The 25,226-nt window shown below is 63.8% G+C and carries 19 protein-coding genes and 1 other RNA gene; 13 read left to right on the forward strand and 7 right to left on the reverse strand.

Annotated features, from left to right (window positions below; genetic code table 11):
• Positions 1–193 precede the first annotated feature (193 nt).
• From ligA to IF10I1_RS06660, 3 genes are all read left to right on the forward strand, one after another.
• Positions 194–2,353 (forward strand): NAD-dependent DNA ligase LigA, encoded by a 2,160-nt coding sequence (ligA, locus tag IF10I1_RS06650; RefSeq protein ID WP_186391081.1) that lies wholly within the window; start codon positions 194–196, stop codon positions 2,351–2,353.
• A gap of 4 nt (positions 2,354–2,357) precedes the next feature.
• Positions 2,358–2,654: a GIY-YIG nuclease family protein gene (locus IF10I1_RS06655; RefSeq protein WP_186415094.1), complete on the forward strand. Its 297-nt coding sequence runs from the start codon at positions 2,358–2,360 to the stop codon at positions 2,652–2,654.
• A gap of 244 nt (positions 2,655–2,898) precedes the next feature.
• Positions 2,899–5,379 (forward strand): ATP-dependent helicase, encoded by a 2,481-nt coding sequence (locus IF10I1_RS06660; protein ID WP_186391080.1) that lies wholly within the window; start codon positions 2,899–2,901, stop codon positions 5,377–5,379.
• A 137-nt stretch (positions 5,380–5,516) separates the two neighbouring features.
• On the opposite strand, the gene IF10I1_RS06665 is transcribed toward IF10I1_RS06660, so the two are convergent.
• Entirely contained in the window at positions 5,517–5,990 is a 474-nt protein-coding gene (locus tag IF10I1_RS06665) for a hypothetical protein (RefSeq protein ID WP_058899355.1), read from the reverse strand.
• A 178-nt stretch (positions 5,991–6,168) separates the two neighbouring features.
• Here IF10I1_RS06665 and IF10I1_RS06670 point away from each other — a divergent pair, with 178 nt between their 5' ends.
• From IF10I1_RS06670 to IF10I1_RS06680, 3 genes are all read left to right on the forward strand, one after another.
• On the forward strand, positions 6,169–6,885 hold the full coding sequence (locus IF10I1_RS06670; protein WP_050474228.1) for a response regulator: 717 nt from the start codon (positions 6,169–6,171) through the stop codon (positions 6,883–6,885).
• Positions 6,886–6,941: 56 nt separating this feature from the next.
• Complete coding sequence (locus IF10I1_RS06675) at positions 6,942–8,279, forward strand: ATP-binding protein (protein ID WP_186415093.1); 1,338 nt, start codon at positions 6,942–6,944, stop codon at positions 8,277–8,279.
• A 63-nt stretch (positions 8,280–8,342) separates the two neighbouring features.
• Entirely contained in the window at positions 8,343–9,227 is an 885-nt protein-coding gene (locus IF10I1_RS06680; protein WP_050474226.1) for a 50S ribosomal protein L11 methyltransferase, read from the forward strand.
• A 457-nt stretch (positions 9,228–9,684) separates the two neighbouring features.
• Here IF10I1_RS06680 and IF10I1_RS06685 read toward each other — a convergent pair whose 3' ends face one another.
• Positions 9,685–9,906, reverse strand: a complete 222-nt coding sequence (locus IF10I1_RS06685; protein ID WP_244269971.1) for a hypothetical protein — start codon at positions 9,904–9,906, stop codon at positions 9,685–9,687.
• Positions 9,907–10,140: 234 nt separating this feature from the next.
• Between IF10I1_RS06685 and IF10I1_RS06690 the strand changes: the two genes are divergently transcribed.
• The gene (locus IF10I1_RS06690; RefSeq protein ID WP_186391078.1) at positions 10,141–11,955 is read left to right on the forward strand and encodes an aminopeptidase P family protein; all 1,815 of its coding nucleotides are present in this window, start codon (positions 10,141–10,143) and stop codon (positions 11,953–11,955) included.
• A gap of 296 nt (positions 11,956–12,251) precedes the next feature.
• Here the strand turns inward: IF10I1_RS06690 and IF10I1_RS06695 are convergent, their stop codons facing one another.
• Positions 12,252–13,916, reverse strand: coding sequence for a chloride channel protein (locus IF10I1_RS06695; protein WP_186391077.1), 1,665 nt, complete (start codon positions 13,914–13,916; stop codon positions 12,252–12,254).
• 248 nt (positions 13,917–14,164) lie between these two features.
• Between IF10I1_RS06695 and IF10I1_RS06700 the strand changes: the two genes are divergently transcribed.
• Both IF10I1_RS06700 and IF10I1_RS06705 read left to right on the forward strand, forming a co-directional pair.
• Positions 14,165–15,577, forward strand: a complete 1,413-nt coding sequence (locus IF10I1_RS06700) for an FAD-binding oxidoreductase (RefSeq protein ID WP_050474223.1) — start codon at positions 14,165–14,167, stop codon at positions 15,575–15,577.
• A gap of 41 nt (positions 15,578–15,618) precedes the next feature.
• A complete protein-coding gene (locus IF10I1_RS06705; protein WP_186424409.1) occupies positions 15,619–19,602 on the forward strand; it encodes an AsmA family protein in 3,984 nt (1,327 codons plus the stop codon).
• Between the two features lie 724 nt (positions 19,603–20,326).
• On the opposite strand, the gene IF10I1_RS06710 is transcribed toward IF10I1_RS06705, so the two are convergent.
• The 4 genes from IF10I1_RS06710 to ssrA form a co-directional block, all read right to left on the reverse strand.
• Positions 20,327–20,551 (reverse strand): ribbon-helix-helix domain-containing protein, encoded by a 225-nt coding sequence (locus IF10I1_RS06710; protein WP_186391074.1) that lies wholly within the window; start codon positions 20,549–20,551, stop codon positions 20,327–20,329.
• Positions 20,548–20,772 (reverse strand): DUF4169 family protein, encoded by a 225-nt coding sequence (locus IF10I1_RS06715; RefSeq protein ID WP_186391073.1) that lies wholly within the window; start codon positions 20,770–20,772, stop codon positions 20,548–20,550. The genes IF10I1_RS06710 and IF10I1_RS06715 overlap by 4 nt, the downstream gene beginning before the upstream one ends.
• 77 nt (positions 20,773–20,849) lie before the next feature.
• Complete coding sequence (locus IF10I1_RS06720; protein ID WP_186391072.1) at positions 20,850–21,458, reverse strand: SspB family protein; 609 nt, start codon at positions 21,456–21,458, stop codon at positions 20,850–20,852.
• Between the two features lie 277 nt (positions 21,459–21,735).
• Positions 21,736–22,092, reverse strand: a transfer-messenger RNA (tmRNA) gene (ssrA, locus tag IF10I1_RS06725).
• A gap of 124 nt (positions 22,093–22,216) precedes the next feature.
• Between ssrA and IF10I1_RS06730 the strand changes: the two genes are divergently transcribed.
• Genes IF10I1_RS06730 through IF10I1_RS06745 form a run of 4 tightly spaced genes read left to right on the forward strand, consistent with a single transcriptional unit; the run spans position 22,217 to position 25,103 of the window.
• Complete coding sequence (locus IF10I1_RS06730) at positions 22,217–23,011, forward strand: thymidylate synthase (RefSeq protein WP_186391071.1); 795 nt, start codon at positions 22,217–22,219, stop codon at positions 23,009–23,011.
• Positions 23,012–23,060: 49 nt separating this feature from the next.
• Positions 23,061–24,071, forward strand: a complete 1,011-nt coding sequence (gene glpQ / locus IF10I1_RS06735; protein WP_186391070.1) for a glycerophosphodiester phosphodiesterase — start codon at positions 23,061–23,063, stop codon at positions 24,069–24,071.
• 4 nt (positions 24,072–24,075) lie between these two features.
• The gene (locus tag IF10I1_RS06740) at positions 24,076–24,612 is read left to right on the forward strand and encodes a dihydrofolate reductase (RefSeq protein WP_186391069.1); all 537 of its coding nucleotides are present in this window, start codon (positions 24,076–24,078) and stop codon (positions 24,610–24,612) included.
• Positions 24,609–25,103 (forward strand): GNAT family N-acetyltransferase, encoded by a 495-nt coding sequence (locus tag IF10I1_RS06745; protein WP_186391068.1) that lies wholly within the window; start codon positions 24,609–24,611, stop codon positions 25,101–25,103. Before IF10I1_RS06740 ends, IF10I1_RS06745 begins: the two co-directional genes overlap by 4 nt.
• The last annotated feature ends 123 nt before the right edge of the window (positions 25,104–25,226 follow it).

Genomic DNA, 25,226 nt, shown 5'->3' on the forward strand with positions numbered 1-25,226 from the left:
TCCTTCTTCTGGCTTTAATACCAAGGCGCTGCGATGCTCGCGCATCCGGCCTTCAGACCACTCAGACCCCCGTGGGGCTTGGCTGGTCTGTTCGGGAGAAGAACTCGGCAGCCCTGCTTCCGGTTCCGTCCCGGCTCTGATTTTTTTGCGGTCCTGCGGCTGAGGCCGGACCGCTGCATTGCGGATGACAGCCATGACCGGGACTGACAGCTCCAACGCCAACACCGCCGTCGAGGCTCTGACGCTCGAGCAGGCCGCAGCCGAATTGCAGCGGCTCGCCGGTGAGATCGCCTTCCACGATGCGCGCTATCACGGCGAGGATGCGCCGGTCATTTCCGATGCGGATTATGATGCCCTGCGTCAGCGCAACGCCGCCATCGAGGCGCGCTTTCCCGAGCTGATGCGCTCGGACAGCCCGTCCGAGCGGGTGGGGGCTGCGCCGGCCGATGGCTTCGGCAAGGTCACCCATGCGGTGCCGATGCTCTCTCTCGACAATGCCTTTGCCGATGAGGATGTGCGCGATTTCGTGGGCCGCGTCCGCCGCTTCCTGAAGTTCGATCCGCTGATGGGCGAGCTTGCCGTCACGGCCGAGCCGAAGATTGACGGGCTGTCCCTGTCGCTGCGCTATGAGAAGGGCGTCCTCGTCAGCGCTGCCACCCGTGGTGACGGTGCCGTGGGCGAGAATGTCACCGCCAATGCCCGCACCATCGCCGATATCCCGCATGCGCTGCCTGCCGGTGTGCCGGAGGTGGTGGAGGTGCGTGGTGAAGTCTACATGTCCCATGCCGATTTTGCGTCACTGAACGCGCGCATGGCCGGCAACGGCGGCAAGGTCTTCGCCAATCCGCGCAATGCGGCGGCCGGTTCGCTGCGCCAGCTCAACCCGGAGATCACCGCCTCGCGCCCCTTGCGCTTCTTTGCCTATGCCTGGGGGCAGATGAGCGAGGTGCCCTGTGACACCCAGTTCGGTATGGTCCGCCGCTTCAATGATTGGGGCTTCGTCACCAACCCGCGCATGGTCCGCTGCACCAGCGTCGAGGAGCTTCTGGCCGTCTATCACGGTATCGAGGAAGACCGCGCCAGCCTTGGCTATGACATCGATGGTGTCGTCTACAAGGTGGACCGGCTGGACCTGCAGCAGCGGCTCGGCTTCGTCTCCCGCTCGCCCCGCTGGGCGATTGCGCACAAATTCCCGGCCGAGAAGGCCTATACGATCCTGCGCGATATCGAGATCCAGGTCGGCCGCACGGGCGCGCTGACGCCTGTCGCCAAGCTTGAGCCGGTGACGGTGGGCGGCGTGGTCGTCTCCAATGCAACGCTGCACAACGAGGATTACATCAAGGGTATCGGCACCGATGGCGAGCCGATCCGTGGCGGGGTGGACCTGCGCATCGGTGACACGGTGCAGATCCAGCGCGCGGGCGACGTGATCCCGCAGGTGATTGCGGTTGATCTGGAGCGCCGCCCGGCGGATGCCGCGCCCTTTGCCTTCCCGGACGTATGCCCCGCCTGCGGCAGCCACGCGGTGCGGGAGATCAACAGCAAGACGGGTCGTCCGGATGCTGTGCGCCGCTGTACCGGCGGCCTCATCTGTCCGGCGCAGGCTTCCGAAAAGCTGAAGCACTTCGTCTCGCGCAACGCCTTTGACATCGAGGGGCTTGGCGACAAGCAGGTCGACGCCTTCTTCGCCGAAGGGCTGGTGCGCAGCCCGGCGGAGATCTTCACGCTGGAAGCGCGTGACAAGCAGGCACTCACCAAGCTGCGCAACCGCGAAGGCTGGGGCGCAGTTTCGGCGAAGAACCTGTTCGAGGCGATCAACGCCCGCCGCCGCATTGATCTCAACCGCTTCATCTTTGCCCTCGGCATCCGTCATGTGGGCGAGGGCAACGCCAAGCTTCTTGCCCGCGCCTATGGTTCCTTCTCTGCCTTTTCCGCAGCCATGGAAGCCGCGCAGGACCGCAGCAGCGAGGCCTGGGCCGAACTCAACGCCATCGACGGCATCGGCGAAACCGTGGCCGAGGCGGTGGTGCAGTTCTTTGGCGAAGATCACAACCGCGAGGCCCTTGCCGCGCTTCTGGCCGAAGTGACACCACAGGACGCCGAGAAGATCAGCGCCGAAGGCTCGCCGGTTGCTGGCAAGACGGTCGTCTTCACCGGTTCCTTGGAGCGCATGACCCGCGACGAGGCAAAAGCCATGGCGGAGCGGCTCGGCGCCAAGGTGGCCGGCTCCGTGTCGAAAAAAACCGACCTCGTGGTGGCCGGTCCGGGTGCAGGCTCCAAACTCAAGACGGCCCAGGATCTGGGCATCGAGGTGATCACGGAAGACGGCTGGTTCGATCTGGTTGGCGGGTGAGGGGTTGGGAGAGAGAGGCTATTATTTCGTCTATGTCCTCGCCTGCCAGATTGGCGGCACGCTTTACATCGGTGTGACCAATGATCTTCTCCGCCGCATTTCGGAGCATCGAGAGGGCATCGGAGCAGGGTTCACATCGCGTTATGGCGTGCACAGGCTTGTCTACTATGAGCCTTTTGATGACGTTGAGCAGGCCATCTTGCGGGAGAAGCAACTCAAACGCTGGAACCGGTCCTGGAAGATCAGACTGATCGAAGAACAGAATCCGCATTGGCACGATCTCTTCCCCGGCCTCATGTAAGCCTCTCCGTTGTCATCCCGGTTTGGCGCGCAGCGGCAAGACCGGGATCTAGTAGCCCCGGCGCATGAGATATCAAACACCGGGGCTACTGGATCCCCGCTTGCGCGGGGATGACAGTGGCATAGGTGGCCAACCGCAGTTCTCTGATCTCCTTTCCCCATTATATTCCCCTCAAAGCCTCGCTCTTGCCGTGATTGTTGCTATATTGTTCTCCATGAAATGCACCCGAACCCTGGCTGGATGAATGACTGTGCCTCCCGGTTTTTCCGACGACTGGAGCGATATTGACGCTGAGTATGATGCCGGGTTTGGGCCGGGATCTGCGCCTGTTGCAGCCCACAGGCCGCAGGGCGGCGGCATTGCGGCGCGGGCTCTGGCGGCGCGGCAGGGGGCTGGCCAGCAGGGCGGGGCGCCGGAGTATTTCGAAGGCCTCAACCCGGAACAGCGGCTGGCAGTCGAAAGCGCCGACGGGCCGGTTCTGGTGCTGGCAGGGGCAGGCACGGGCAAGACCCGGGTTCTGACCACCCGCATCGCGCATATTCTGGCAAGCGGCCGGGCCTATCCCTCGCAGATCCTTGCGGTGACCTTCACCAACAAGGCGGCGCGCGAGATGAAGGAGCGCATCGCCCGTTACGTGGGCGAAGGCGTGGAGGGCATGGCGTGGCTCGGCACGTTCCACTCCATCTGCGTGAAGATCCTGCGCCGCCATGCGGAGCTGGTGGGCCTCAAGAGCAGCTTCACCATCCTCGACACCGACGATCAGCTGCGCCTGATGAAACAGGTGATCCAGGCCGAGGGGCTGGATGAGAAGCGCTGGACCGCGCGCATGTTTGCCGCGCAGGTGGACAGCTGGAAGAACCGCGGCCTGACGCCGAAGGACATTCCGGAAGGCGAGGCACGCTCCTTCGGCAATGGCAAGGGGCGCAAGCTTTACGAGGAGTATCAAGACCGGCTGTCCGTGCTCAATGCTGCGGATTTCGGCGACCTGCTGCTCCACTGCATCACCCTGTTCAAGACCCAGCCGGATGTGCTGAAGGATTTCCAGCGCCGCTTCCGCTACATGCTGGTGGATGAGTATCAGGACACCAACGTCGCCCAGTATCTGTGGCTGCGGCTGCTGGCGCAGGGCAATGCCAATATCTGCTGCGTGGGTGACGACGACCAGTCGATCTATGGCTGGCGCGGGGCGGAGGTGGACAACATCCTGCGCTTCGAGCACGATTTTCCCGGCGCGCTCGTCATCCGGCTGGAGCGGAACTACCGCTCCACGGCGCATATTCTCGGCGCGGCCTCGCATCTGATCGCCCACAACGAGGGGCGGCTTGGCAAGACGCTCTTCACCGATGACAAGGATCCGGAAGCTGAAGCCGTTACGGTCGCTTCCGCCTGGGATTCGGAGGAAGAAGCCCGCTCCATCGGCGATGAAATCGAGGCGCTGCAGGGCAAGGGGCATTCGCTCAACCAGATCGCCATTCTGGTGCGCGCGTCCTTCCAGATGCGTGAGTTTGAAGACCGCTTCATCACGCTGGGGCTGAATTACCGGGTCATCGGCGGCCCGCGCTTCTATGAGCGGCTCGAAATCCGCGATGCCATGGCCTATTTCCGCTGCGTGGTGCAGCCGGCCGATGATCTGGCGTTCGAGCGCATCGTCAATACGCCCAAGCGCGGCCTTGGCGAGGCGACGCTGAAGATCGTGCATGAACTGGCCCGGGCGCAGCGCATTCCGCTGATCGAGGCGGCAACGCAGCTGTGCCGCACGGAAGAAATCAAGCCCAAGGCGCGCAAGGCGCTCACGGATTTGCTGGCTGATCTCGACCGCTGGCGGGCGCAGCTCACCCGCGTCAAGCATTCCGAACTGGCGGAGATCATTCTGGACGAAAGCGGCTACACGGCGATGTGGCGGCAGGACAAGTCCGCAGAGGCGCCGGGCCGGCTCGACAACCTCAAGGAACTCATCCGCTCCATGGAGGAGTTCGAATCCCTGCCGGGGTTCCTCGAGCATATCGCCCTCGTCATGGACCGGGATTCGGCCGACGCGGCCGATGCCGTCTCCATCATGACGCTGCATTCGGCCAAGGGGCTGGAGTTCGACACGGTGTTCCTGCCGGGCTGGGAAGAGGGGCTCTTCCCGCATCAGCGGGCACTGGACGACGGCGGCCGGGCCGGGCTGGAGGAAGAGCGGCGGCTTGCCTATGTGGGAATCACCCGGGCACGGCAGCGGGCCAAGATCTGGTTCGCCTCCAACCGGCGCATCCATGGCTCCTGGCAGTCGAGCATTCCCTCGCGGTTTCTCGATGAGCTGCCGGAGGATCATGTGGAGGTGGTCGAAAGCTCCAGCCGTTATGGCGGCTACAGCGGCGGTGGCTATGGCGGGGGCGGCAGCTACGGCGTGTCACGCTTCGACAGCCGTGATGCCTTCCAGAACACCTATTCGACGCCGGGCTGGCAGCGGGCGCAGAAGGCGCGGGCGGGCGGCGAGGATTACGGGCGGCGTGGCGACATGCGCTCTGCCCGCAGCCGGGCGCAAGGTCCGCTGACCATCGAGGGCGAGCTGGTCGCCCGCTCCGTGGCGGACAAGCCCTCGGAGTTCGAGATTGGCGAACGGGTGTTCCACATCAAGTTCGGCTATGGCGCGATCCGGGCCATCGAGGGCAACAAGCTGACCATCGACTTCGAGAAGGCCGGCGAGAAGCGGGTGATCGACAGCTTCGTCGAGCGGCATTGACGCCAAGTTTTTCGATGCCGGCGAATCGCGCCTTGTCATGGCTCAGGCGCCGCACGCCGGATCAGCAGAAAAAAGGCCAGCGCTCTGTCATGCGCTGGCCTAACCCTGCCCCTGTTATTGACGCCGCATGCTGAGTTTCAGGCGGTATAGTCGACGATAAGGGATGTGGAAGACGCTACCGTGTTTGTTCCGGACGCTGAATAGCCGGTCTTTGTCTGAAGCTCTTCCAGCAGTTTCGCCAGAATGTCCTCAGTGGTGTCATCATCTTCGGTCATGGGCGGCATGCCGCCGCTGCCGCCCGGAGGCGGGGGAGGGGCCATTTCACCGCTTTCGAACAGGGACGCCAGTTCGTCCGCCTGGTCCTGTGTCAGCGTGCCGGCTTCCACCTGTTCAGACAGCAGGCTCTCAAGCTTTGCCTGCATCTCTTCCTGGCTGGGCGGAGCTGATGGCGCGGAGCCGCCAGGCCCCATTTCTCCATCAATAGCTTCCAGCGCGGAGAGCATTGCGTCCATGTCGCTGGACGTGATTTCTCCGGAACTTACCTGCTCCGTCAGCTTGGACTGAAAATACTGCTGGGGAGACTGAATGCCCGATGCACCAATGGACATCATGATTGCAGCCTTTCCTTTTGCTTGCAATATAATGAACAGTGAATGGCAAAGGTTAATGCGAAATTAATGAATTATTTCTCGTTCTTTTCTTTATTTTTCTAAGGAAACTACGGAAATCAAAAGAAATAACCGACGAAAAATAATTGAAATGCGGCGCAGTTGAGTCATATTGCGGCTCATGAAACAGACTGAACATATCCTCGTTGTCGAGGACGACCCCGAAATCGGCGAACTGATTGACCAGCATCTGACGGGTCAGGGCTGGAAGGTGAGCCTCGCGCGCCATGCAGGCGAGATGGAGCGTGTGCTGCACAGCGCGCGGATCGATCTCGTCGTGCTGGACCTCATGCTGCCCGGCGAGGATGGCCTGAGCATCTGCCGCCGCCTGAGAGGCACCAGCAGTATTCCGATCATCATCGTTTCGGCCAAGGCCGATGACTTTGACCGTGTGATCGGTCTGGAAGTCGGGGCGGATGACTATCTGCCCAAGCCGTTCAACCCGCGCGAACTGATTGCCCGTATCCGGGCGATGTTCCGCCGCGTTGAAATGGGGGCGGCGACCCCGGCTGTCTCCGGCAAGAAGCTGGGCTTTGATGGCTGGGTGCTTGACTGCGAGACGCGCCATCTGTTCAACCCCAAGGGCGCGCTGGTCAGCCTGACGCCGGCCGAGTTTGATCTGTTACAGGTGCTGTGCGAGCGCCATGGCCGTGTCCTGAGCCGCGAACAGCTGGTGGAACTGACGCAGGGCATCAACGTCAGCATGACGGGCCGCAACATTGACATTCTGGTGAGCCGACTGCGCAGCAAGATGGATGCGGCGGGCGCGCGGATGCAGTTTATCAGGACTGTCCGTGCCGGTGGCTACGAGTTCGTTGGAGAGGTGAAGCCAGCTTGATACGGGCCCTGGCATGGTTATGGCCGAAGCGCATTGCCCCGCAGATGCTGCTGGTGATGATCTCATCTCTTGCGGTTCTTGTCATATTTGCAGTCGCTGCGATCACTCTGATCCGGCCTCAGGGGCCGAATGCGAAATTGTCGCTGCATGCCATGCGCGCTGCGGCGGCGGCCGTCCGTCTTGATGAGGCTGATCCGGCTGCCCGGCAAGCTATTCTGGAGGACGTTCGGGCTGACTATCCGGAGCTGAAGCTGACGATCTCTGCTTCGGCAGAGATCGATCAGATGACGGAGCGGCTGCCGCCTTTCTGGCCGCTCGCACCCGGAGCTGTGACAAAGGGGGTCGAATTTCTCGGTGTCCTGCTGCATGGGGACGGGGCGGACGGATCCGGCGGGAGACCGGATGATCAGGCCAATGACAGCCGGGTTCCGCAACTGGTTTTCCGCTTGTCCAACGGCACGCTGGTGGAAAGTGACATGCTGCCGAGGGACAGGCCACCGATCCTGGGTGATCCCCTTTTCCAGTTGCTCATCTTCCTGATCATCAGTGTTTCCATGCTGCTGATCTGGGCCCTGCGCACTCTGGTGCGGCCCTTGTCCGACCTGTCAAAGGCGGTGACCAGCTTTGGCGAGAACACCACAATCCTGGCGCCGCTCGCCGCGCGCGGGCCGCAGGAAGTGCGGGATGCGGCACTTGCCTTCAACCGGATGCAGCAGCGGATCCACGACCTGATCGAGCGCCGCACCCAGATGCTGGCCGCAATCAGCCATGACCTGCGCACGCCTTTGACCCGTCTGCGCCTGCGGCTCGAACTGATCGAGAATGAAGACCAGCGCCGCCGCAGTCTTGCTGATCTCAAGGTGATGGAAGCCCAGATCGACGGCGCGCTGACGTTTCTGCGGCAGGGCCGCACCGGCGAAGCCTCCGTCTGCATTGATGTTCCCAGCTTGCTGCAAGGCATTCGGGATGAATATGAGGATGCAGGCCATGTGATCGGGCTTGAGGCAGAGGGTGACATCAAGGTTCTGGCCCGGCCCAGCGAGCTTGTCAGGGCTGTCGAAAACCTGGCCGGCAACGCCTTGCGCTATGCGGCTGACGGACAGGGCGAAGTGACGGTGATGCTCACTTCCAGGGATGGCAGGGCCGTCATCGACGTCATCGATCATGGACCAGGCATTTCCTCTTCCGAGAAGGAGCGCATGCTCCTGCCCTTCGTGAGAGGGGACAGTGCCCGGTCCATCGGTTCTGAGGCGGGGACCGGATTTGGCCTCGGGTTGTCGACCACGCTCTCCATCGTGGAAGCCCACGGCGGGCAGCTTGAGCTGCTTGATACGCCCGGTGGGGGGCTCACGGCCCGCATAACGCTGCCGCTCGCTCCAGCGGCGCCCGAATAGGCTGGCTGTTTGGGGCCGCTGGCGTTATATCGGCCACGTCATTGCCAAGCTGCCGAGGATTTCATGCAGACTGTGAGAGTGCGGATCTGTGCCGCCGAACTGGAAGCCAAGCGTATCTACGGGATCGTGGAACAGGCCTATGAGGACGATGGCAATCCGGTCACGGTCTATGAATTCGTGCCGGACGGCTCGGTCTGGGCGGTCGAAATCCTCATGTTCGGCATGGAGCCGGACGAGGCTGCCGATGAGCTGAAGGACCGGCTGGGCGCTGACGCCTTTGCCGCGCCGGTGGAAGCCGAGGTGCTTGAAGACCTGAACTGGGTGGAGAAGAGCCTCGAAGGGCTGGCTCCCGTGCCAGCCGGGCGTTTTCTCATCCACGGCAGCCATGACCGGGGCACGGTGCCTGCGGGCAGCATCGGCATCGAGATTGAAGCCGCGCTTGCGTTCGGCACCGGGCACCATGCCACCACGGAAGGCTGCCTGCGCGAAATCAGCCGTCTGCTCAGCCACTGGCGGTTCGACAAGATTCTCGATATCGGCACCGGCACCGGCGTTCTGGCCATTGCGGCGGCCAAGCTGTCCCGCCAGCAGGTGATCGCCAGCGACATTGATCCGGTGGCAACGCAGACGGCCGCTGAAAACGCTGTGCTGAACGGTGTGGGCAATTTCGTGCGCACCTTTACGGCGGCTGGCGTGGAAGACCGGCGCTTTGCCGAGTACGGTCCGTTTGATCTGGTGATTGCCAACATTCTGGCCCGTCCGCTGATGCAGATGGCCAAAAGCATCTCCGCCCGCATGACCGGCGATGCCACACTGGTGCTTTCGGGCCTGCGAATCGAGGACGGCCCGCGCATCCTCTTCGCCTATGGCACGCAGGGCTTCCGCCTTGTGCGGCGCTTTGAAAAGAACGGCTGGATCACGCTTACCCTGACGCGCGGGCGCGGCTGAGGGCAGATCGGATGAGGATGAGGCGGCCCTGTGCCCGCCTTTTGCATGGGTTGGTGTCAGAGCGAGGCGCTCCCAGGGCGGTCACCCCGGGCGGAGCGAAGCGCAGGCCCGGGGGCTACTCACTTCCAGAACGGAAAGACTTGGCTACGGTGGCGCATCAGGTTTCGGACAGGAACTTGCCGCGAAGCTTCAGGACATCTGCAATTCTCTGCAAGCGAGTGGTCCCCGGGTCCTCACTGTGTTCGGCCCGGGATGACCGCGTCAGAGAACGGCAAGGCCATGCGGCCATCCACTGCTGACCGTCTTGACGTATGGCGCGTTCAACCCGCTGCCCGCCTGATTCCGCCTTGCGCCATAAACCATTGCCCAGAAACGGAAAAAGGCTCCCGAAGGAGCCTTGTCATCCCGCAGTCCGGGCGGCGGATCACTCCGCCGCGGCTGCGATATGGTTTCCGTCTCAGATCGCGCTGGTGAGCGAGCCCTGGCGGCGCAGTTCTTCGCGATCGTAGCCGTAAGCTGCCAGCGTGGCATCGTCCAGCGACAGCAGGTAGCCGTTGACATAACGCAGGGCCTGCTTTTCACGCGCGGCGATCATGTGATCGAAAGCGCGGCGGATGATGCTGCGGGACGAACGGCGATCAGCGGCGATCATCGTGGAGGTAACAGTCGAAAGTGCCATTTGGATTTCTCCATAAATTCAGTGTGGCTAGGTTCCTCCCTCGTCACGGGTTGAATATGGCCTCATCCGGCCATTCCGAAAAGACATGGAACCGCATGACTGCCTTGCGTTTATTGCATGTGCGAAAAGACTATGCCGCAGTGCGAAAGGAAACGGCTTTTTAACCTTGCTGCATGTGGACGGGCGCTGCCTTTGAGATTGTATGGCCGGGGCGGCGGGTTTAGGCTCCGCTCCATGTTCCAGACTTTTGACACCCCCACCGATCCTTCCGTTGGCCGTCCCCGGCTTAAGGCCCTTCTGGCAGAGCTTGCCCGCCGTGGCCTCGACGGTTTCCTCATCCCCCGCGCCGATGCGCATCAGGGCGAATATGTGCCGCCCTGCGATTGCCGCCTGCAATGGCTGACCGGTTTCGGCGGCTCGGCGGGGGTGGCCGCCGTGCTGGGCGGCAAGGCGGCGATCTTTGTGGACGGCCGCTATACGCTGCAGGTGCGCGAGCAGGTGGATTGCGAGGTTTTCACCCCGCTGCATCTCATCAACGAGCCACCGCTGAAGTGGATCGAGGCGAATCTTTCCAAGGGCATGAAGCTGGGCTTTGACCCGATGCTGCATACGCTCAACGCAACCCGCCGCCTGCGCGAAGTCTGCGCCAAGGCAGGCTCTGAACTGGTGGCAGTCGAGACGAACCCGGTTGATGCGGTCTGGGAAGACCGTCCCGAGGCGCCGCTGGGCGCGGTTTCGCTCTATCCGCTGGAACTGGCAGGAGAGGCCGTTGCGGACAAAGCCGCACGCATCATGGCCTCTGTCGTGGAGCGCGGCGCCGATGCGGTGGTGATCACCCAGCCCGATTCGATTGCCTGGCTCTTCAACATCCGCGGGTCTGACGTGTCCCACACGCCGCTGCCGCTGTCCTTTGCCGTGCTCAAGGCGGCGCAGCCATCCGTGCTGTTCATCGACGGGCGCAAGCTCTCCAACGAGGTCCGCAGCGAGCTTTCGGCCTATGCCGATATTGCCGAGCCGCATCAGTTCCTGCCCGCGCTGGAAAGCCTCGGCAAGGAGGGGCTGACGGTGATGGTGGACCCGGACCTTGCCGGTGAAGCCATCGCCACGAAGATCACGGAGGCCGGCGGCAAGCTGGTGGAGGCGGCTGACCCTGTGCTGCTGCCCAAGGCCATCAAGAATGCAGCCGAGATTGCAGGGGCCAAAGCGGCGCATCTGCGCGATGCGGCGGCCTATTGCCGGTTCCTGTGCTGGCTGGACGAGGAAGCGCCCAAGGGCACGCTGGACGAAATTGGCGCGGCGGAAAAGCTGGAAGCCTTCCGTGCCGCGACGGGTGTGCTGAAAGATATCTCCTTCGACACCATTTCGGGCGCCGGGCCGAACGGGGCGATCTGCCATTACCGGGTGAACCGGGAGAGCAATCTGCCGGTCCCGCTGAACCGCCCGTTCCTGATCGATTCCGGCGCCCAGTATGAGGACGGCACCACCGATATCACCCGCACCATCGCGGTGGGGGAGATGACGGCGGAGATGAAGCGCCACTTCACGCTGGTGCTGAAGGGGCATATCGCCATCGCTACGGCCCGCTTCCCGGAGGGCACGACGGGTGCGCAACTTGATACGCTGGCGCGCATCGCCCTGTGGCAGGCGGGCCTTGATTATGACCACGGCACCGGCCACGGGGTGGGGGCGTATCTGTCCGTCCACGAAGGGCCGCAGCGCATTGCCAAGACGGGCAGCCAGCCGCTGAAGCCGGGGATGATCCTCTCCAATGAGCCGGGCTATTATCCGGCCGGGGAATACGGCATCCGCATCGAGAATCTGGAACTGGTGACGGAAGCGCGGGACATTCCCGGTGGCGAGCGGCCCATGCTGGGCTTCGAGCCGTTGACGCTGGCGCCCATCGACCGGCGGCTGGTGGATGTGGATCTGCTGACGGTGGCCGAGCGCAACTGGCTCAACGCCTACCACGCCCGCGTCCGCCATGAAGTCGGCCCGCACCTCGACGGCAAGACGCGCATCTGGCTGGAGCAGGCAACGGAGCCGGTTTGATCCGGTTTTGGGGCTTTACGGGCCTGCCGTCCCTCCATCGTCATCCCGGACGCGCCCTGCGCGATCCGGGACCGGTGAGCCGGGGTGCAGGTTGGTTCAACTGGTCAATAGAGCCGGCAGGCCGGGGCTCACCGGTCCCGGATCTTCGCTTCGCTCTCGTCCGGGATGACGAGGGAGAGACCTGGTCTGCGGATGAGGCGGTTCTTCACACATTGATTCAAGCCGCTGAGATGGTGCTGTCCCTGCCTTGCGACTTGATTCCGGCTTTCCGGTTAACGCACTGAAAAATATAGAATTTACCGGTGCTCTTCTTCCGCCGCTTTGATCAGGACGGCGTTGTAATGTGCCAGTGCATGCACGTGGAAGGCCGTGGCGACGGGCACCAGCGGGGCTGAGCGGCGCACCACGGGAAGCCGCGTCTGGCCGGTTTCATCGAATCGTCTCAAGGCCTTGTCGAGGGTTTCGTCCGTGAAGAGCACGGGCATGTCCGGCGTCAGCGGGCCGGCCTCTCCGGTGTCCCCGGGCGCCAGCGGGGTCATGAAATCATCCACCCGCACTTCCCGCACCAGCATGCGGTGCAGCCCGTCCTTGAGCGGCACGCCGCGCATTTCCAGCTGCCACTGGAAGAAGGAGCGTCCATGCACCGCCTGGGTGATACCGGTGGCGATGGAAACGCAGAGCAGCAGCGCCATGGACAGGCCGTAGCCGCCGGTCAGCTCAAAGACGATCATGGTGGTCGAGACAGGGGCGCCCAGCACGGAAGCGGCGACCGCCCCCATGCCGAGAATGGCATAGAGCCCGCCGCTGGAGGCCATGTCCGGCACGGCGGCGGCGGCGATGATGCCGAAGGCCCCGCCCGTCATGGCGCCCAGATAGAGCGCAGGCGAGAACACGCCGCCACCAAAGCGGGAGGCAAGGGTGATGGCAGTTGCCGCCGTCTTGGCCACCAGCAGGGCCAGCAGAAGCGTCAGGGGCAACTGGTTCTTCAGTGCTTCATCGGTCGCCTCGTAGCCAACGCCCAGTACATGGGGGAACATCAGTCCGATGGCCCCGACCGCCAGCCCGCCCGTGACCGGGCGCAGCCACAGCGGCAGGGGAATGTTGCGCGCCACCCAGTCCGTGCCGGTCAAGGCGAACTGGAACAGGATGGAGACGATGGCGCAGGCAAGTCCCAGAAGCGCGAAGGCGGGAAACTCCCAGTAGGAGGTGATCTGATAGGCGGGGATGATGAAGGCCGCCACATCGCCGAACCACAGCCGGGAGAACACGGTGCCGGTGACGGCGGCGATGGCGACAGGGGGCAGGGCGGAGAGGGCGTAATGCCCGAGGATCACCTCATGGGCAAAGAGCACGCCCGCGATGGGGGCATTGAAGGAGGCGGAAACCGCGCTGGCGACACCGCAGGCCAGCAGCATGCGGCGGGAGGAATCCGGCAGGCTGAACAGGCGGCCCAGGCTGGTGGCGATGGTCGCGCCCAGATGCACCATCGGCCCCTCGCGCCCGGCGCTGGCGCCCGAGCCGAGCGACAGGGCGGCAATCAGTGCGGAGGACATGCCCGGCCAGAAGCGCAGGCTGCGCCCGGCGCTGGCACGGGCCTCGATCACGTCGGCCACGCTGGAGGCCCGCTGCATGGGCTGGACGAAATGCAGGAGCAGCCCCACCACCAGCCCGCCGGCTGCAGGGGCCAGCATCACCACATACCAGGGCACCTGTGCAACGGCCGTCACCACCGCCTCGCTGGAGGTGCCGAGCCAGAGCATCTGGACGAGGCCGATCAGCTCGCGGAAGAAAATGGCCGCCCAGGAGACGATGGCGCCGATGAACAGGGCGAGCACCCAGATGAGCGGTGCCTTGCTGTGGCGGAAATGCCGGACGTTGAGCCGCAACTCGGCGGCGATGGCCGTAATCCCGGCCTTGACGGGAATCTTGAGGGGAAACAGCGGGGAGGGGCCTTTGGCCATGGCGTGATGCTCTCCACATCCGGGAACGCAAATGCTGCGGCCGCTGGCCACGCGTGTTCCTTCTTACCGCAATCCCGGTCAGAACTGGACCCGTTTCAACGGCTTTTTGCCGGGAGGAAACAGGTGAGACAACAGAACCGGGATTTGCCCCACAAGACAGCTTTGGGTGGCGGGGCATCTTTGATAGTGTGCGCCAGCACAAGAGGGCCGGAAACCAAGGCCCTCATGACAGGATGAGGAGATGCGCCATGTCTCTGGCGGCCATGCAGGTTCAGGTGAAACGCAACGAGGACGGCATCGCCGCCGTGAAGGCTGCACTTTCTGCCGGTTTTGGCGAGCGGTGCCTCACCTCCGCAGCCGTTTGCGAGCAGCATGGCCACACCACCACATGGCTGCCGAATCAGGCGCCGGATGTTGTGGTGTTTGCGCAGACGACGGAAGAGGTGGCGGAGATTGTCCGGCTCTGTGCCCAGCACAAGGTGCCGGTCATCCCCTTTGGCACCGGCTCGTCACTGGAGGGCCACGTGAATGCCCCCGGCGGAGGCGTCTCCATCGATCTCAGCCGCATGAACAGCATTCTGGAAGTGAATGCGGAAGATCTCGACTGCGTGGTGCAGGCCGGTGTGACGCGCTCGCAGCTGAATGCCTACATCCGCGACACGGGTCTGTTCTTCCCCATTGATCCGGGCGCGGATGCCAGCATCGGCGGCATGACGGCAACCCGTGCTTCGGGTACCAACGCGGTGCGCTACGGCACCATGAAGGATGTGGTGCTGGGGCTGACCGTGGTGACGGCGGATGGCCGCATCATCCGCACGGGCGGCCGGGCGCGCAAATCCTCTGCCGGCTATGATCTGACCCGGCTGTTTGTCGGTTCGGAAGGCACGCTGGGCGTGATCACGGAAGTCACGCTCCGGCTCTTCGGCCAGCCGGAAGCCATTTCCGGCGGCGTCTGCCCCTTCCCGGATGTGGAATCGGCCTGCAACGCCGTGATCATGACCATCCAGTCCGGCATTCCGGTGGCGCGGATCGAGCTTCTCGACAAGATGCAGGTGCGCGCCTGCAACGCCTATTCCAAGCTGGATCTTGAGGAAACGCCGACGCTGTTCCTCGAATTTCATGGCACGGCTTCGGGCGTTAAGGAGCAGGCGGAACTGTTCGAGGCGATTGCAGCTGATTGTGGCGGCGGTACTTTCCTCTGGTCTGCGCTGGCAGAAGAGCGCACAAAGCTCTGGACGGCGCGCCACAACGCCTATTTTGCGGCGCAGGGCCTGCGCCCCGGCTCCAAGGCGGTGTCGACGGATGTATGCGTCCCCATCTCCCGCCTTGCCGAATGCGTGGCCGAGACGGTGGCTGATATCGAGCGGCGCGGGTTGCTGGCGCCGATCGTCGGCCATGTGGGCGACGGCAATTTCCACACGCTGGTGCTGGTGGATGTCAACGATCCGAAGGAACTGGCGGAGAGCGAGGCCTTCATCGAACAGATGAACTGGCGCGCCATCGAAATGGGCGGCACTTGCACCGGCGAGCATGGCGTGGGGCAGGGCAAGATGAAATATCTGAAAAAAGAGCATGGAGACGCACTGGATGTGATGCGTACCCTTAAAATTGCCCTCGATCCGGATAACATCATGAATCCGGGCAAGATCGTGCTCGTGTAACGGCAGGGGCTGTACGCAGCAGGCGCCGGAGCAACAGGAGAATGACGCTGAATTCGGTCTATATCACGGCGGGTGTGGCTATCATCCTGGCGCTGCTGGCGGCGCTGGTCGGGCCCCTCTTTGTCGACTGGACAGCGTACCGTTCGACCTTCGAGCGCTATGCCGGCGAGGCGCTGGGCCACAAGGTGACGGTGCTGGGCAAGGCCGACATGAGCCTTCTGCCCGCCCCGGCGCTCACCTTCACCGATGTGCGGGTGGGAGATGCGGAAAATCCGCTGCTGTCCGTCTCCCGTTTTCAGATGCGCGTCGAACTGCCGTCCCTGCTGAAAGGCGAGATCCGCGTCGTGGAAATGCGGCTGGACCGGCCGCAGGTGAACCTTGCGCTCGATGAGGATGGCCGCCTTGACTGGCTGATGGAGCGCAGCGAGGCGGGCCTTGCCCGGGTGGACCCGAAGAACGTCGCCTTTGACCAGATCGAGGTGAACAACGGCAGTGTGACGCTGTCCGATGCCCGCGATGGCGGCTCGCGCAAGATCGAGAATGTGAATGTGGTGGTGAGCGCCCGCTCGCTCAACGGCCCGTTCAAGGTGGACGGAAGTCTCTCCAGCAATGGCGAGCCCATGTCCCTGCGCCTTGCCACGGGTGAGCGCCAGCCCGGCGGCGGCATCCGCGTCAAGGCAGACCTGACCCCGGCGCTGACGCCCGCCCAGCTGAGCGTTGATGCGCTTTTGAGCGACAAGGCCGGTGCGCCGGAGCTTGACGGCCGGTTCACGCTCGCCTCCGTTGCCTCCGATGATCCCTCCATGCAGGAGTGGCGGGTGCAGGGTGACGTGAAGGCCGGCCCGGCCGCGATCGCCGTGCCTTCCTTTGAACTTCGCTATGGCCCGGACGAGCGGCATGTGACGCTGACGGGCGAGGGCAATCTTGATCTGGCGGATTCGCGCCGGTTCCTCATCAAGGCCGGTGCGCGGCAGCTGGATCTGGACCGGATGCTGGGGCAGGGCCCGCAGCAGCCTGTGGCCATCCGCACGGCAGGGCAAAGCCTTCTTTCCGGTCTTGCGGCGCTGGCGCCAGACACGCTCAAGGGCGAGGTCTCGCTTGACCTTCCGGCCATTGTGGCTGGCGGCGAGATCATTCAGGGCACGCGCCTGGACCTTGAAACGGCAGCGGGCGGCTGGAAAGTGCTGCGGCTTGCAAGCCGCCTGCCGGGCCGCACGCAGGTGACCACGCAAGGGGACCTGTCCCTGCAAGGCGCGCCGTCCTACAGCGGAACGCTGGTTCTCAATTCTGCGCAGCCGGGCCTGCTGACGGGCTGGCTGCAGGGGCACAACGGGCTTGTCTTCACCGGCCTGCGGGTTGCGCTTGAAGGCAAGCTGGATGCCGGCAGCGGCGGCGTGAGCTTTGCCGTCTCGCGCCTTGATATTGACGGGGCGAAGGCTGCCGGGTCCATCGCCTACACCCATGAGCGCAATGGCAAGTCCGTGTTCGCGCTGGGCCTTGAGGCAGAAAAGCTGGATCTGGATCTTGTGTCCGGCCTGGCTCCGGCCTTTGGCGCTGATGCGCTGGGCGGAATGCTCGCCGGGGCCGAGATTGACGTGAAGCTTCACGCCCGGGAGGTGTCGATCCGGGGCATCAAGGGCAAGGCCCTGACGGTGGAAGCCGGATATGACGGCGAGCAGCTGAAGATCTCGAAACTTTCCGCCAATGATCTGGCCGGTGCGCGCATCGACGCCCTCGGCACCATCCGGGATCTGACGACCGTTCCCTCGGGCTCGCTCAACGCAACGCTGGAGGCAAGCTCTCTGGCCGGGCTTTATGCCCTCATCGAGAATGCCGCGCCGGACAGTGAATTGACCCGGCGCTTGCAGACCGGCGGTGACTATCTGGTGCCGGCCAGGCTGGACGGGCGCATCGAGGCCAAGCCCTCCGGCAATGGCAGCGAGATGCGGCTGGTGCTGTCGGGCGAGGTCAACGGCAACAAGATTGGCCTCGACAGCCGCTTCGCCGGGCGGATGGATGCCTGGCGCGATGGCGATGCGGCCTTGACGCTGAACATGTCCGGGCCGGAAGGCGCGCTTCTGCTGCGCCAGCTCGGCTTTGACGTTGCCTCGGAAGAGGGGCTTGGCGCGGCGGAACTGGCGCTGAAGCTGAACGGGCAACCGGGCGACAGCCTTGCCCTCAGCCTCGATGCGAAGGCGGGAACGAGCCGCCTGGAAGCCGTCGGCGACATGGAACTGCCGCGCGATGGCGTGCCGCTGCGCTACACCGCCGGGGTGACGCTGAAATCGCAGGACCTTTCTCCTGCGGTGCTGATGACCGGTCAGGTCCTGCCTGCACTGGCGGGGGATCTGACGGCTGACCTGCGGTTTGATCTGCTGGGTGAAGGCGGCAAGCTCACCTTGAGCGACCTTAAGGGCGCCATGGCCGGTGTGACCGTGGCCGGACGCCTGACGGGGGATCTGACACCTGCCGCAGGATCTGGCCTTTACCGGATCTCCGGCGCGCTGGACCTTTCGGCCCTTGACGCCCGCCTGCTGTCGGAAGTCATGCTGGGCGCCGATCAATGGGCGCTTGCCGAGGGGAACGGCGTCTGGCCGGGGCAGGCGCTTGGAACGCCCTTCGCCGGGCACATGGATCTGGGTCTCGATCTCAAGGCTGGAAAACTGTGGCTGGATGATCTGACGGCCGTTGAGACGGTTTCCGCGAAGCTGCGGATCGTGCCGGACAGCCTGCGGCTGGAGGGACTTGAGGCCCGCTATGGCGGCGGCAGCTTGAGCGGGCAGGTGGCCCTGACCCGCAATGCGGGCGAGGCGGGCTTCTCCGGAACGCTGCAACTGACCGGCGCGCAGGCCGAGAACCTTGTCTGGCAGCGCTCTGGCCGGGCCGTGGCAACCGGCACGCTGGATGTGAATGCGCAGTTTGAAACGAGCGGCCGGTCCATCGCTGCCCTGGCCGCAGGGCTCAGCGGCGGCGGTACGGTGGCTCTGAAGGATGGTGAGCTGCGGGCGCTGAACCCGGAAGCTTTCGGCCTCATCATCCGCGCAGCCGATTCCGGCCTGCAGCTGGAGGAAGACAAGATCCGCAGCCTGTTTGCCAGCCAGCTGGATGCGGGCACGCTGCCCTTCGCGTCTCTCGAAGGCTCCCTGTCGATGGCGGCCGGCCGGGTCAGTCTGCGCAATCTCAGTGCTGAGGGAACCGCGGCGGCTCTGCTCGGCTCCGGCCAGATCAATCTGAATGACTGGACCGTGCAGGCCGACCTTTCGCTGAAAGCCGATGCGGGCGAGGACGCGGTTGCCGGGGCCGAGCCGCAGGCGGGCGTGATCTTCTCCGGCCCTCTGGGCAACCCGGAACGGCGGATCGACACTGGCCCGCTGATGGCCTTCCTCACCTTGCGTGCCTTCGAGAAGGAAGTGGAGCGGGTGGAGCGCCTGCAGGCCGATATCCTCGACCGTGACCGGCTGGCCCGCGAGATGAAATATTTCCGCGAGGCGGAAGATCAGCATAGGACGGCCGAAAAGGCCGCTGCCGAGAAGGCGGCTGCAGAGAAAGCGGCTGCGGAAAAGGCGGCTGCGGAAAAGGCTGCCGCAGAAAAAGCCGCGGCCGGGAGCGCGTCAGGCCGTGAGCCGGAAAAGGCCCCTGAAACCGCTCCCGCGCCCGACCAGCGCGGAAATGCACAGAGCACCGCGCCATCCCAGAATGAGCGCGCCCAGACGGCGCCGCAGCCCGCCAATGGGGATGCCATCGGCGATTTTCTGACCTTCGAGGAAAAGATCCAGTCTGCCATTGGAAACGCCGGACGCAGCGGTGCCGCAGGCCGTGATCCGGAGGCGACCGGCAGCGTCGCCCCCTTGCCGCCGCTGGAGCCCGCGAAGGAAATTCCCGCTGCCCCGCGTGTGCAGGGTCAGCGCTCTGATGCAGGGGCAGGAAGGCCGGCTGACGGCATCCCGGCCAACAAGCCGGCACAACCGGTGCTGGTCACCATGCCCAGCGGCCTCGTGGTCACCTATCCGGCACCCGGCAACTGACATCTCCGAGTAAGAGCCCCTGCATCTTGAGAGACCCCAGCCGTTTCGTCATGCCATGGCTCGCCCATGGCATCCATTCCGTGGCGGTCGTTGCGGAAACAGATGCAAATTTCCGGAACTCCTGCTTCGGAGGCGAACTGGAGCGGCATGGATGCCATGATCAAGTCATGGCATGACGGAGGAGCGGCGGCGGACTGGCGGCGGACTGGCCATGTTCGAAATGCCGGCCCGGATGCTGCCCGCAAATGAGGGCACGCCCCGCATCTCGGGAGACCTCAACCGTTTCGTCATGCCATGGCTCGGCCATGGCATCCATTCCGTGGCGGTCGTTGCGGAAACAAATGCAAATTTCCGGACCTCCTGCTTCGGATGTGAACTGGAACGGCATGGATGCCATGATCAAGTCATGGCATGACGGAGGAGTGGCGGCGGAATGGTGGGGGACTGGCCATGTTCGAAATGCCGGCCCGGATGCTGCCCGCAAATGAGGGCACGCCCCGCATCTCGGGAGACCTCAACCGTTTCGTCATGCCATGGCTCGACCATGGCATCCATTCCGTGGCGGTGGTTGCGGAAAGAGATGCAAATTGCCGGAGCTCCTGCTTCGGATGTGAACTGGAGCGGCATGGATGCCATGATCAAGTCATGGCATGACGGAGGAATGGTGGCGTTCGCCAGTAAGGACGTGTCCTGTATTAGAGTTGAACTCGAGCAGGAGGGGACGTCACCCTTGCTCCGGCACAGACCTGAGGGCTCTCAGCACGAACACTCTGGCGGCAGAGGAGAGGGGCTGATCAGGTGCGCGCTCGGCGTCGATCATGCCGATGAGGGCGGCGAGGGAGAGGGGGCGCTCTGCGGCGATGCGGTCGAGTTCGGCCCAGAAATCGGGCTCAAGCGCCAGGCTGGTGCGGTGCCCCTTGAGGCTGAGCGAGCGCTTGACGAAGGTCACGCCTGACCATCCTGGTCCGGATCTTCGGTTTTATCAGAGGCCTTGCGTTCCAGCTGATGGGCATCCAGCGTCTGCTGCGCCTTGCTGTCGAGCGCGTCCTTGAGCTTGCGCTCCGCCTTGGTGCGGCCGTGGAGGCGGCGGTTGGTTTCGGCCTCGCTCTCCCGCGCCTTCCGGTCGCGGGCCTTGCGCGCCTGCCGCAGGTTGATGATGTCGGCGCCCATGCCTCAGCCTCCACCCTGATACCTGATCCAACAGGGAGGCCCGGACGTTGCGGCCGGATCCTCCGCAGATCTGGATCTTACGGCTTCTTGCGGAAGGCATCCAGCGAGACGACTTCACCGCCTTCGGCCGGCTTGTCGTCCTTGGAGCCCTCTTCTGCTGCGTCCGCCTTGGCGGTCTTTTCAGCCTTCTCGGCTTTGCCGGCGCTTGCCGCCGTCTTGCGCGTGGCCGGCTTGACGTTCTTGTCCTCGAGGGACTTGGCAGCGGCAGCTTCCAGATTGGCGAGTTCGCCGACGGCTTCCACCAGATCGTCCGGAATGGGTTCTGCGGTCTTGCCCGGCTCGAACTCCAGCGCGAACTGAACGGAAGGGTCGAAGAAGCCCTTGATGGCACTGAAGGGGATCAGCAGCTTCTCCGGAATGCCGCCGAAGGACAGGCCCACTTCAAAGGCGTGCTCGCCGATGGCCAGATCCCAGAACTGGTGCTGGAGAACGATGGTCATCTCGGTCGGATACCGCTCCTTCAGGCGCGAGGAAATCCGCACGCCGGGAGCATTGGTGTCGAAGGCGATGTAGAAATGGTGCTCGCCGGGAAGGCCCGTCCGGGCAACTTCGGCAAGGATCTTCTTCACCGCCGCCCGCAGGGCGTCCTGCACGATGATGTCATAACGGAGCAGGTCTTCTGCCATTCTTTATTGTCCGCCGGAATCAAATCAATTTCGGGCACCTTGACCCTTTGCCGGTCAAAAGAAAAGCCCCTCGCGTCACATATCGCCCTGTTGAAAGGCTCGTAATCCCGGCTTTTCGCAGACCCGTCCTCCACGCCGCTTCCGCTCCGGATGCCGGAAAGGGCGCATGCGGGAAATAATGGGCATGCTGCGGCGCTGTGGCAAGAGCATGACGCAGGGGCAATGCCTTGGCGGCGCTGAAAAACAGCGGAAATCTCTGGATTGCTTTGGGAGTTTAAGTGGAGGCTTCTGTTGCCAGGTGCCTCCGAACCCCGCCTGACAGTGCTACCCGTCAGGGCTTTAGGTGGACAACTCGCACCGCATTACGCGGCGAGAGCGACGTCCTGAGCATAGTTGTCGTTTGCAACTACAGATTTGGTCCGATATCGGTGGTACCATGCCGAGCGAAAGAGCAGTCTTTACACCCTCGTCGATCCTATTTCGCCCCCGCCGAAACCCACCGCTGGGGTGGGCTTGGGTGGAGGCGCCGGGTACCGCCCCCGGGTCCGATAGGCTTATTACACAGTCAATTTATCGCCGTAGCCGGTGAACCGGCAGTTGGAATATAGGCATTTCGCTTGCCGATTGAAAGGGGGGCAGGGCGCCTGTGGATGGAGTGGCCGTCAGGAGCCGCGCACCGGCAATGAATCCTTGCGCCCAAGCCCTCAGCGGGCCAGAACAGGCAGACAGCCGGAACAGGACAGCGGACGGGCAACCACGTGCAGCAATATCATGATCTGATGCGGCGCATTCTGGATGAGGGCATCGACCGGGGCGACCGGACGGGCACCGGAACGCGCTCGGTCTTCGGCCACCAGATGCGCTTCAATCTGGAAGAGGGCTTCCCGGTCGTCACGACGAAGAAGCTGCATCTGAAGTCGATCATCCATGAGCTTCTGTGGTTCCTCGCCGGTGACACCAACATCGGCTACCTGAAGGCCAATGGCGTCAGCATCTGGGATGAATGGGCCGATGAAAATGGCGACCTGGGGCCTGTCTATGGCGCGCAGTGGCGCTCCTGGCCTGCGTCCGATGGCCGGTCCATCGATCAGATTGCCAATGTGCTGGCGATGATCCGCAAGAACCCGGAATCGCGCCGCCTGATCGTCTCCGCCTGGAACCCGGCGCTGGTGGACGAGATGGCCCTGCCGCCGTGCCACACCATGTTCCAGTTCTATGTGGCCGGTGGGCGCCTGTCCTGCCAGCTGTACCAGCGCTCGGCGGATGTGTTCCTCGGGGTGCCGTTCAACATCGCCTCCTATGCGCTGCTGACCATGATGGTGGCGCAGGTCTGCGGGCTGAAGCCGGGCGATTTCGTCCACACGCTGGGGGATGCGCATCTTTACGCCAATCACTTCGATCAGGCGCGCGAGCAGCTGAGCCGTGAGTTGCGGCCCTTGCCGGTGATGGTGCTCAATCCGGCCGTGACCGATCTTTTCGCCTTCCGCTATGAGGATTTCCAGCTTTCGGGCTATGATCCGCATCCCGCGATCAAGGCACCGATTGCCGTCTGACCGGACGGCGGCTTGCCCACGTTCTGCCAGCCACACAAAAGGAGACGCCATGCGCCGTCCTTGCCAGTTTCTGCCTGCCTCCCTGCTCGGCCTCGTCCTGATGACGGGCACTGCCATGGCAGAACCGCTTGTCATCGCCCATCGCGGCGCCTCCGGCTATCTGCCGGAACACACGCTGGCCGCCAAGGCGCTGGCCGTGGGCATGGGGGCAGACTACATCGAACAGGATGTGGTGCTGACGAAGGATGGCGTGCCCATCGTGCTGCATGACATCACGCTGGATGCGACGACGGATGTGGCCGAGGTGTTCGCGGGCCGGGCGCGGGCTGATGGCCTGCATTATGCCATCGACTTCACTCTTGAGGAAATCCGCCGGCTGCAGGTGCTGGAACGGGCCGGGCGCACCGGCGGCCTTGCCTTCCCTGGCCGGTTTCCCCGGGTGAAGATGGGCCTGACGGTGCCAACCCTGGAGGAAGAGATCGTCTTCCTGAAGGGCCTTGCGCAGACAAGCGGCTGGGTGTTGGGCATTTATCCGGAGCTGAAGTCTCCTGCCTTCCACCGGGACGAAGGCCAGGATCTCGCCAAGGCGGTGATTGCCGTGCTGGAGGCGCATGATCTCGCCGGGGCCGATGCCAAGGTCTATCTCCAGTCCTTTGATTTCAATGAGATCCGCCGCGTCCGGCAGGAGCTTGGCTACAAGGGCAAGCTGGTGCAGCTGCTGGGGGAAAACAGCTGGAACATGGCGCCGGGCACGGATTACGACTGGCTGAAAACGCCGGAAGGGCTGGCAGCCATTGCCGAAGTGGCGGATGGGATCGGGCCGTCGCTGACGCAGGTTCTGACGGATGAAAACAAGGACGGCGTGGCCGAAGTGACGCCGCTGGTGCGCGATGCCAAGGCCTTTGGCCTTGCAGTTCATCCCTATACCCTGCGCGCCGACCGATTGCCGCCCTTTGCGTCGAGCTTTGGGGAGCTGGTGCGCTTGACGGTGACGGAGGCCGGGGCGGATGGGTTCTTCACCGATCAGCCGGATCTCGGCCTGAAGGCATTGGGGCGGTGAAGCCATGATCAGCGCAGGCGGGAAAATGCTGGAAACGGTGATTGTCTCGGCGGTGGCGGAGAACGGGGTGATCGGTGCCGACAATGCCATGCCCTGGCGTCTGCCGTCTGATCTGAAGCACTTCAAGGCGCTGACGCTTGGCAAGCCGGTGGTGATGGGCCGCAAGACCTTTGAAAGCCTCGGCAAGCCGCTGCCGGGACGCCCGCATGTGGTGATTTCCCGGCAGGCGCTTGAACTGCCGGAAGGCGTGCATCTGGTGCAGAGCCTTGAAGCGGCGCTGGAACTTGCCGGCAAGCTGGCGGCAGAGAGCGGGGCGGAAGAAGTGATGGTGATCGGCGGCGGCCAGATCTATGCGCAGGCCATGGCCCATGCAGACCGGCTGGAGCTGACCCGCGTTCACGCCACGCCGGAGGGGGATACGGTGTTCCCGGCATTCAGCACCGGCCAGTGGGAGCTCGTGGCAGAGCGGGCCGCAGAGCGCAGTGACAAGGACAGCGCGAATGTGACCTTCCAGACTTACCGCCGGAGGACCGCAGCATGACGGCGGCACGGGCGTTGCCGGCGGGCTGGTCCTGCCGCTGGTTCGCCTTCAAGGACGTGCCGCTTGTGGACCTCTATGAGGTGCTGAAGCTGCGCGTTGACGTGTTCGTGGTGGAGCAGAACTGCCCCTATCCGGAGATCGACGGCCGCGACCCCGAGGCACTTCACTATCTTTTGAAGGACGCTGAGGGGCGTCTTGCTGCTTATCTGCGCGCCTTTGCGCCTTCTGCGGAAGAGCCTTTCGCGCGGCTGGGGCGCATTGTCGTTGCCCCGCATGCCAGGGGGCTGCGGCTGGGCGATCATCTGATGTCTGCTGGGCTTGCCTGGGCCTGGGATCTGTATCCGCAAGCGGACGTGGAACTTTCTGCCCAGGCGCATCTGCTGCGCTTCTATGGCAGCCACGGTTTTGAGCCTATCGGCGAAATCTATCTGGAAGATGGAATTCCGCATGTGGATATGCGTCGCCCTGCCGCGCCCGCGGCGCAACCTTAGGCGTCGCAAAGCCTTGAAAATCCGGGTCATGGAACCCATGTCCCGGGTGATAAACCTGAATCCGGCTGAGTTTGGGAGGCACCGGAGGCTGCGCGTTGTCAGCGGCCGCTAACCTTCCTATAA

It is taken from the genome of Pannonibacter sp. I15F10I1 (assembly GCF_900185665.1).
Classification (GTDB): domain Bacteria; phylum Pseudomonadota; class Alphaproteobacteria; order Rhizobiales; family Stappiaceae; genus Pannonibacter; species Pannonibacter indicus.

Coding starts and splice junctions, on each gene's coding strand:
- ligA (WP_186391081.1), top strand. CDS start 194: ATGACCGGGACTGACAGCTCCAACGCCAACACCGCCGTCGAGGCTCTG.
- IF10I1_RS06660 (WP_186391080.1), top strand. CDS start 2,899: ATGACTGTGCCTCCCGGTTTTTCCGACGACTGGAGCGATATTGACGCT.
- IF10I1_RS06665 (WP_058899355.1), bottom strand. CDS start 5,990: ATGATGTCCATTGGTGCATCGGGCATTCAGTCTCCCCAGCAGTATTTT.
- IF10I1_RS06670 (WP_050474228.1), top strand. CDS start 6,169: ATGAAACAGACTGAACATATCCTCGTTGTCGAGGACGACCCCGAAATC.
- IF10I1_RS06675 (WP_186415093.1), top strand. CDS start 6,942: ATGATCTCATCTCTTGCGGTTCTTGTCATATTTGCAGTCGCTGCGATC.
- IF10I1_RS06680 (WP_050474226.1), top strand. CDS start 8,343: ATGCAGACTGTGAGAGTGCGGATCTGTGCCGCCGAACTGGAAGCCAAG.
- IF10I1_RS06685 (WP_244269971.1), bottom strand. CDS start 9,906: ATGGCACTTTCGACTGTTACCTCCACGATGATCGCCGCTGATCGCCGT.
- IF10I1_RS06690 (WP_186391078.1), top strand. CDS start 10,141: ATGTTCCAGACTTTTGACACCCCCACCGATCCTTCCGTTGGCCGTCCC.
- IF10I1_RS06695 (WP_186391077.1), bottom strand. CDS start 13,916: ATGGCCAAAGGCCCCTCCCCGCTGTTTCCCCTCAAGATTCCCGTCAAG.
- IF10I1_RS06700 (WP_050474223.1), top strand. CDS start 14,165: ATGTCTCTGGCGGCCATGCAGGTTCAGGTGAAACGCAACGAGGACGGC.
- IF10I1_RS06705 (WP_186424409.1), top strand. CDS start 15,619: ATGACGCTGAATTCGGTCTATATCACGGCGGGTGTGGCTATCATCCTG.
- IF10I1_RS06715 (WP_186391073.1), bottom strand. CDS start 20,772: ATGGGCGCCGACATCATCAACCTGCGGCAGGCGCGCAAGGCCCGCGAC.
- IF10I1_RS06720 (WP_186391072.1), bottom strand. CDS start 21,458: ATGGCAGAAGACCTGCTCCGTTATGACATCATCGTGCAGGACGCCCTG.
- glpQ (WP_186391070.1), top strand. CDS start 23,061: ATGCGCCGTCCTTGCCAGTTTCTGCCTGCCTCCCTGCTCGGCCTCGTC.
- IF10I1_RS06740 (WP_186391069.1), top strand. CDS start 24,076: ATGATCAGCGCAGGCGGGAAAATGCTGGAAACGGTGATTGTCTCGGCG.
- IF10I1_RS06745 (WP_186391068.1), top strand. CDS start 24,609: ATGACGGCGGCACGGGCGTTGCCGGCGGGCTGGTCCTGCCGCTGGTTC.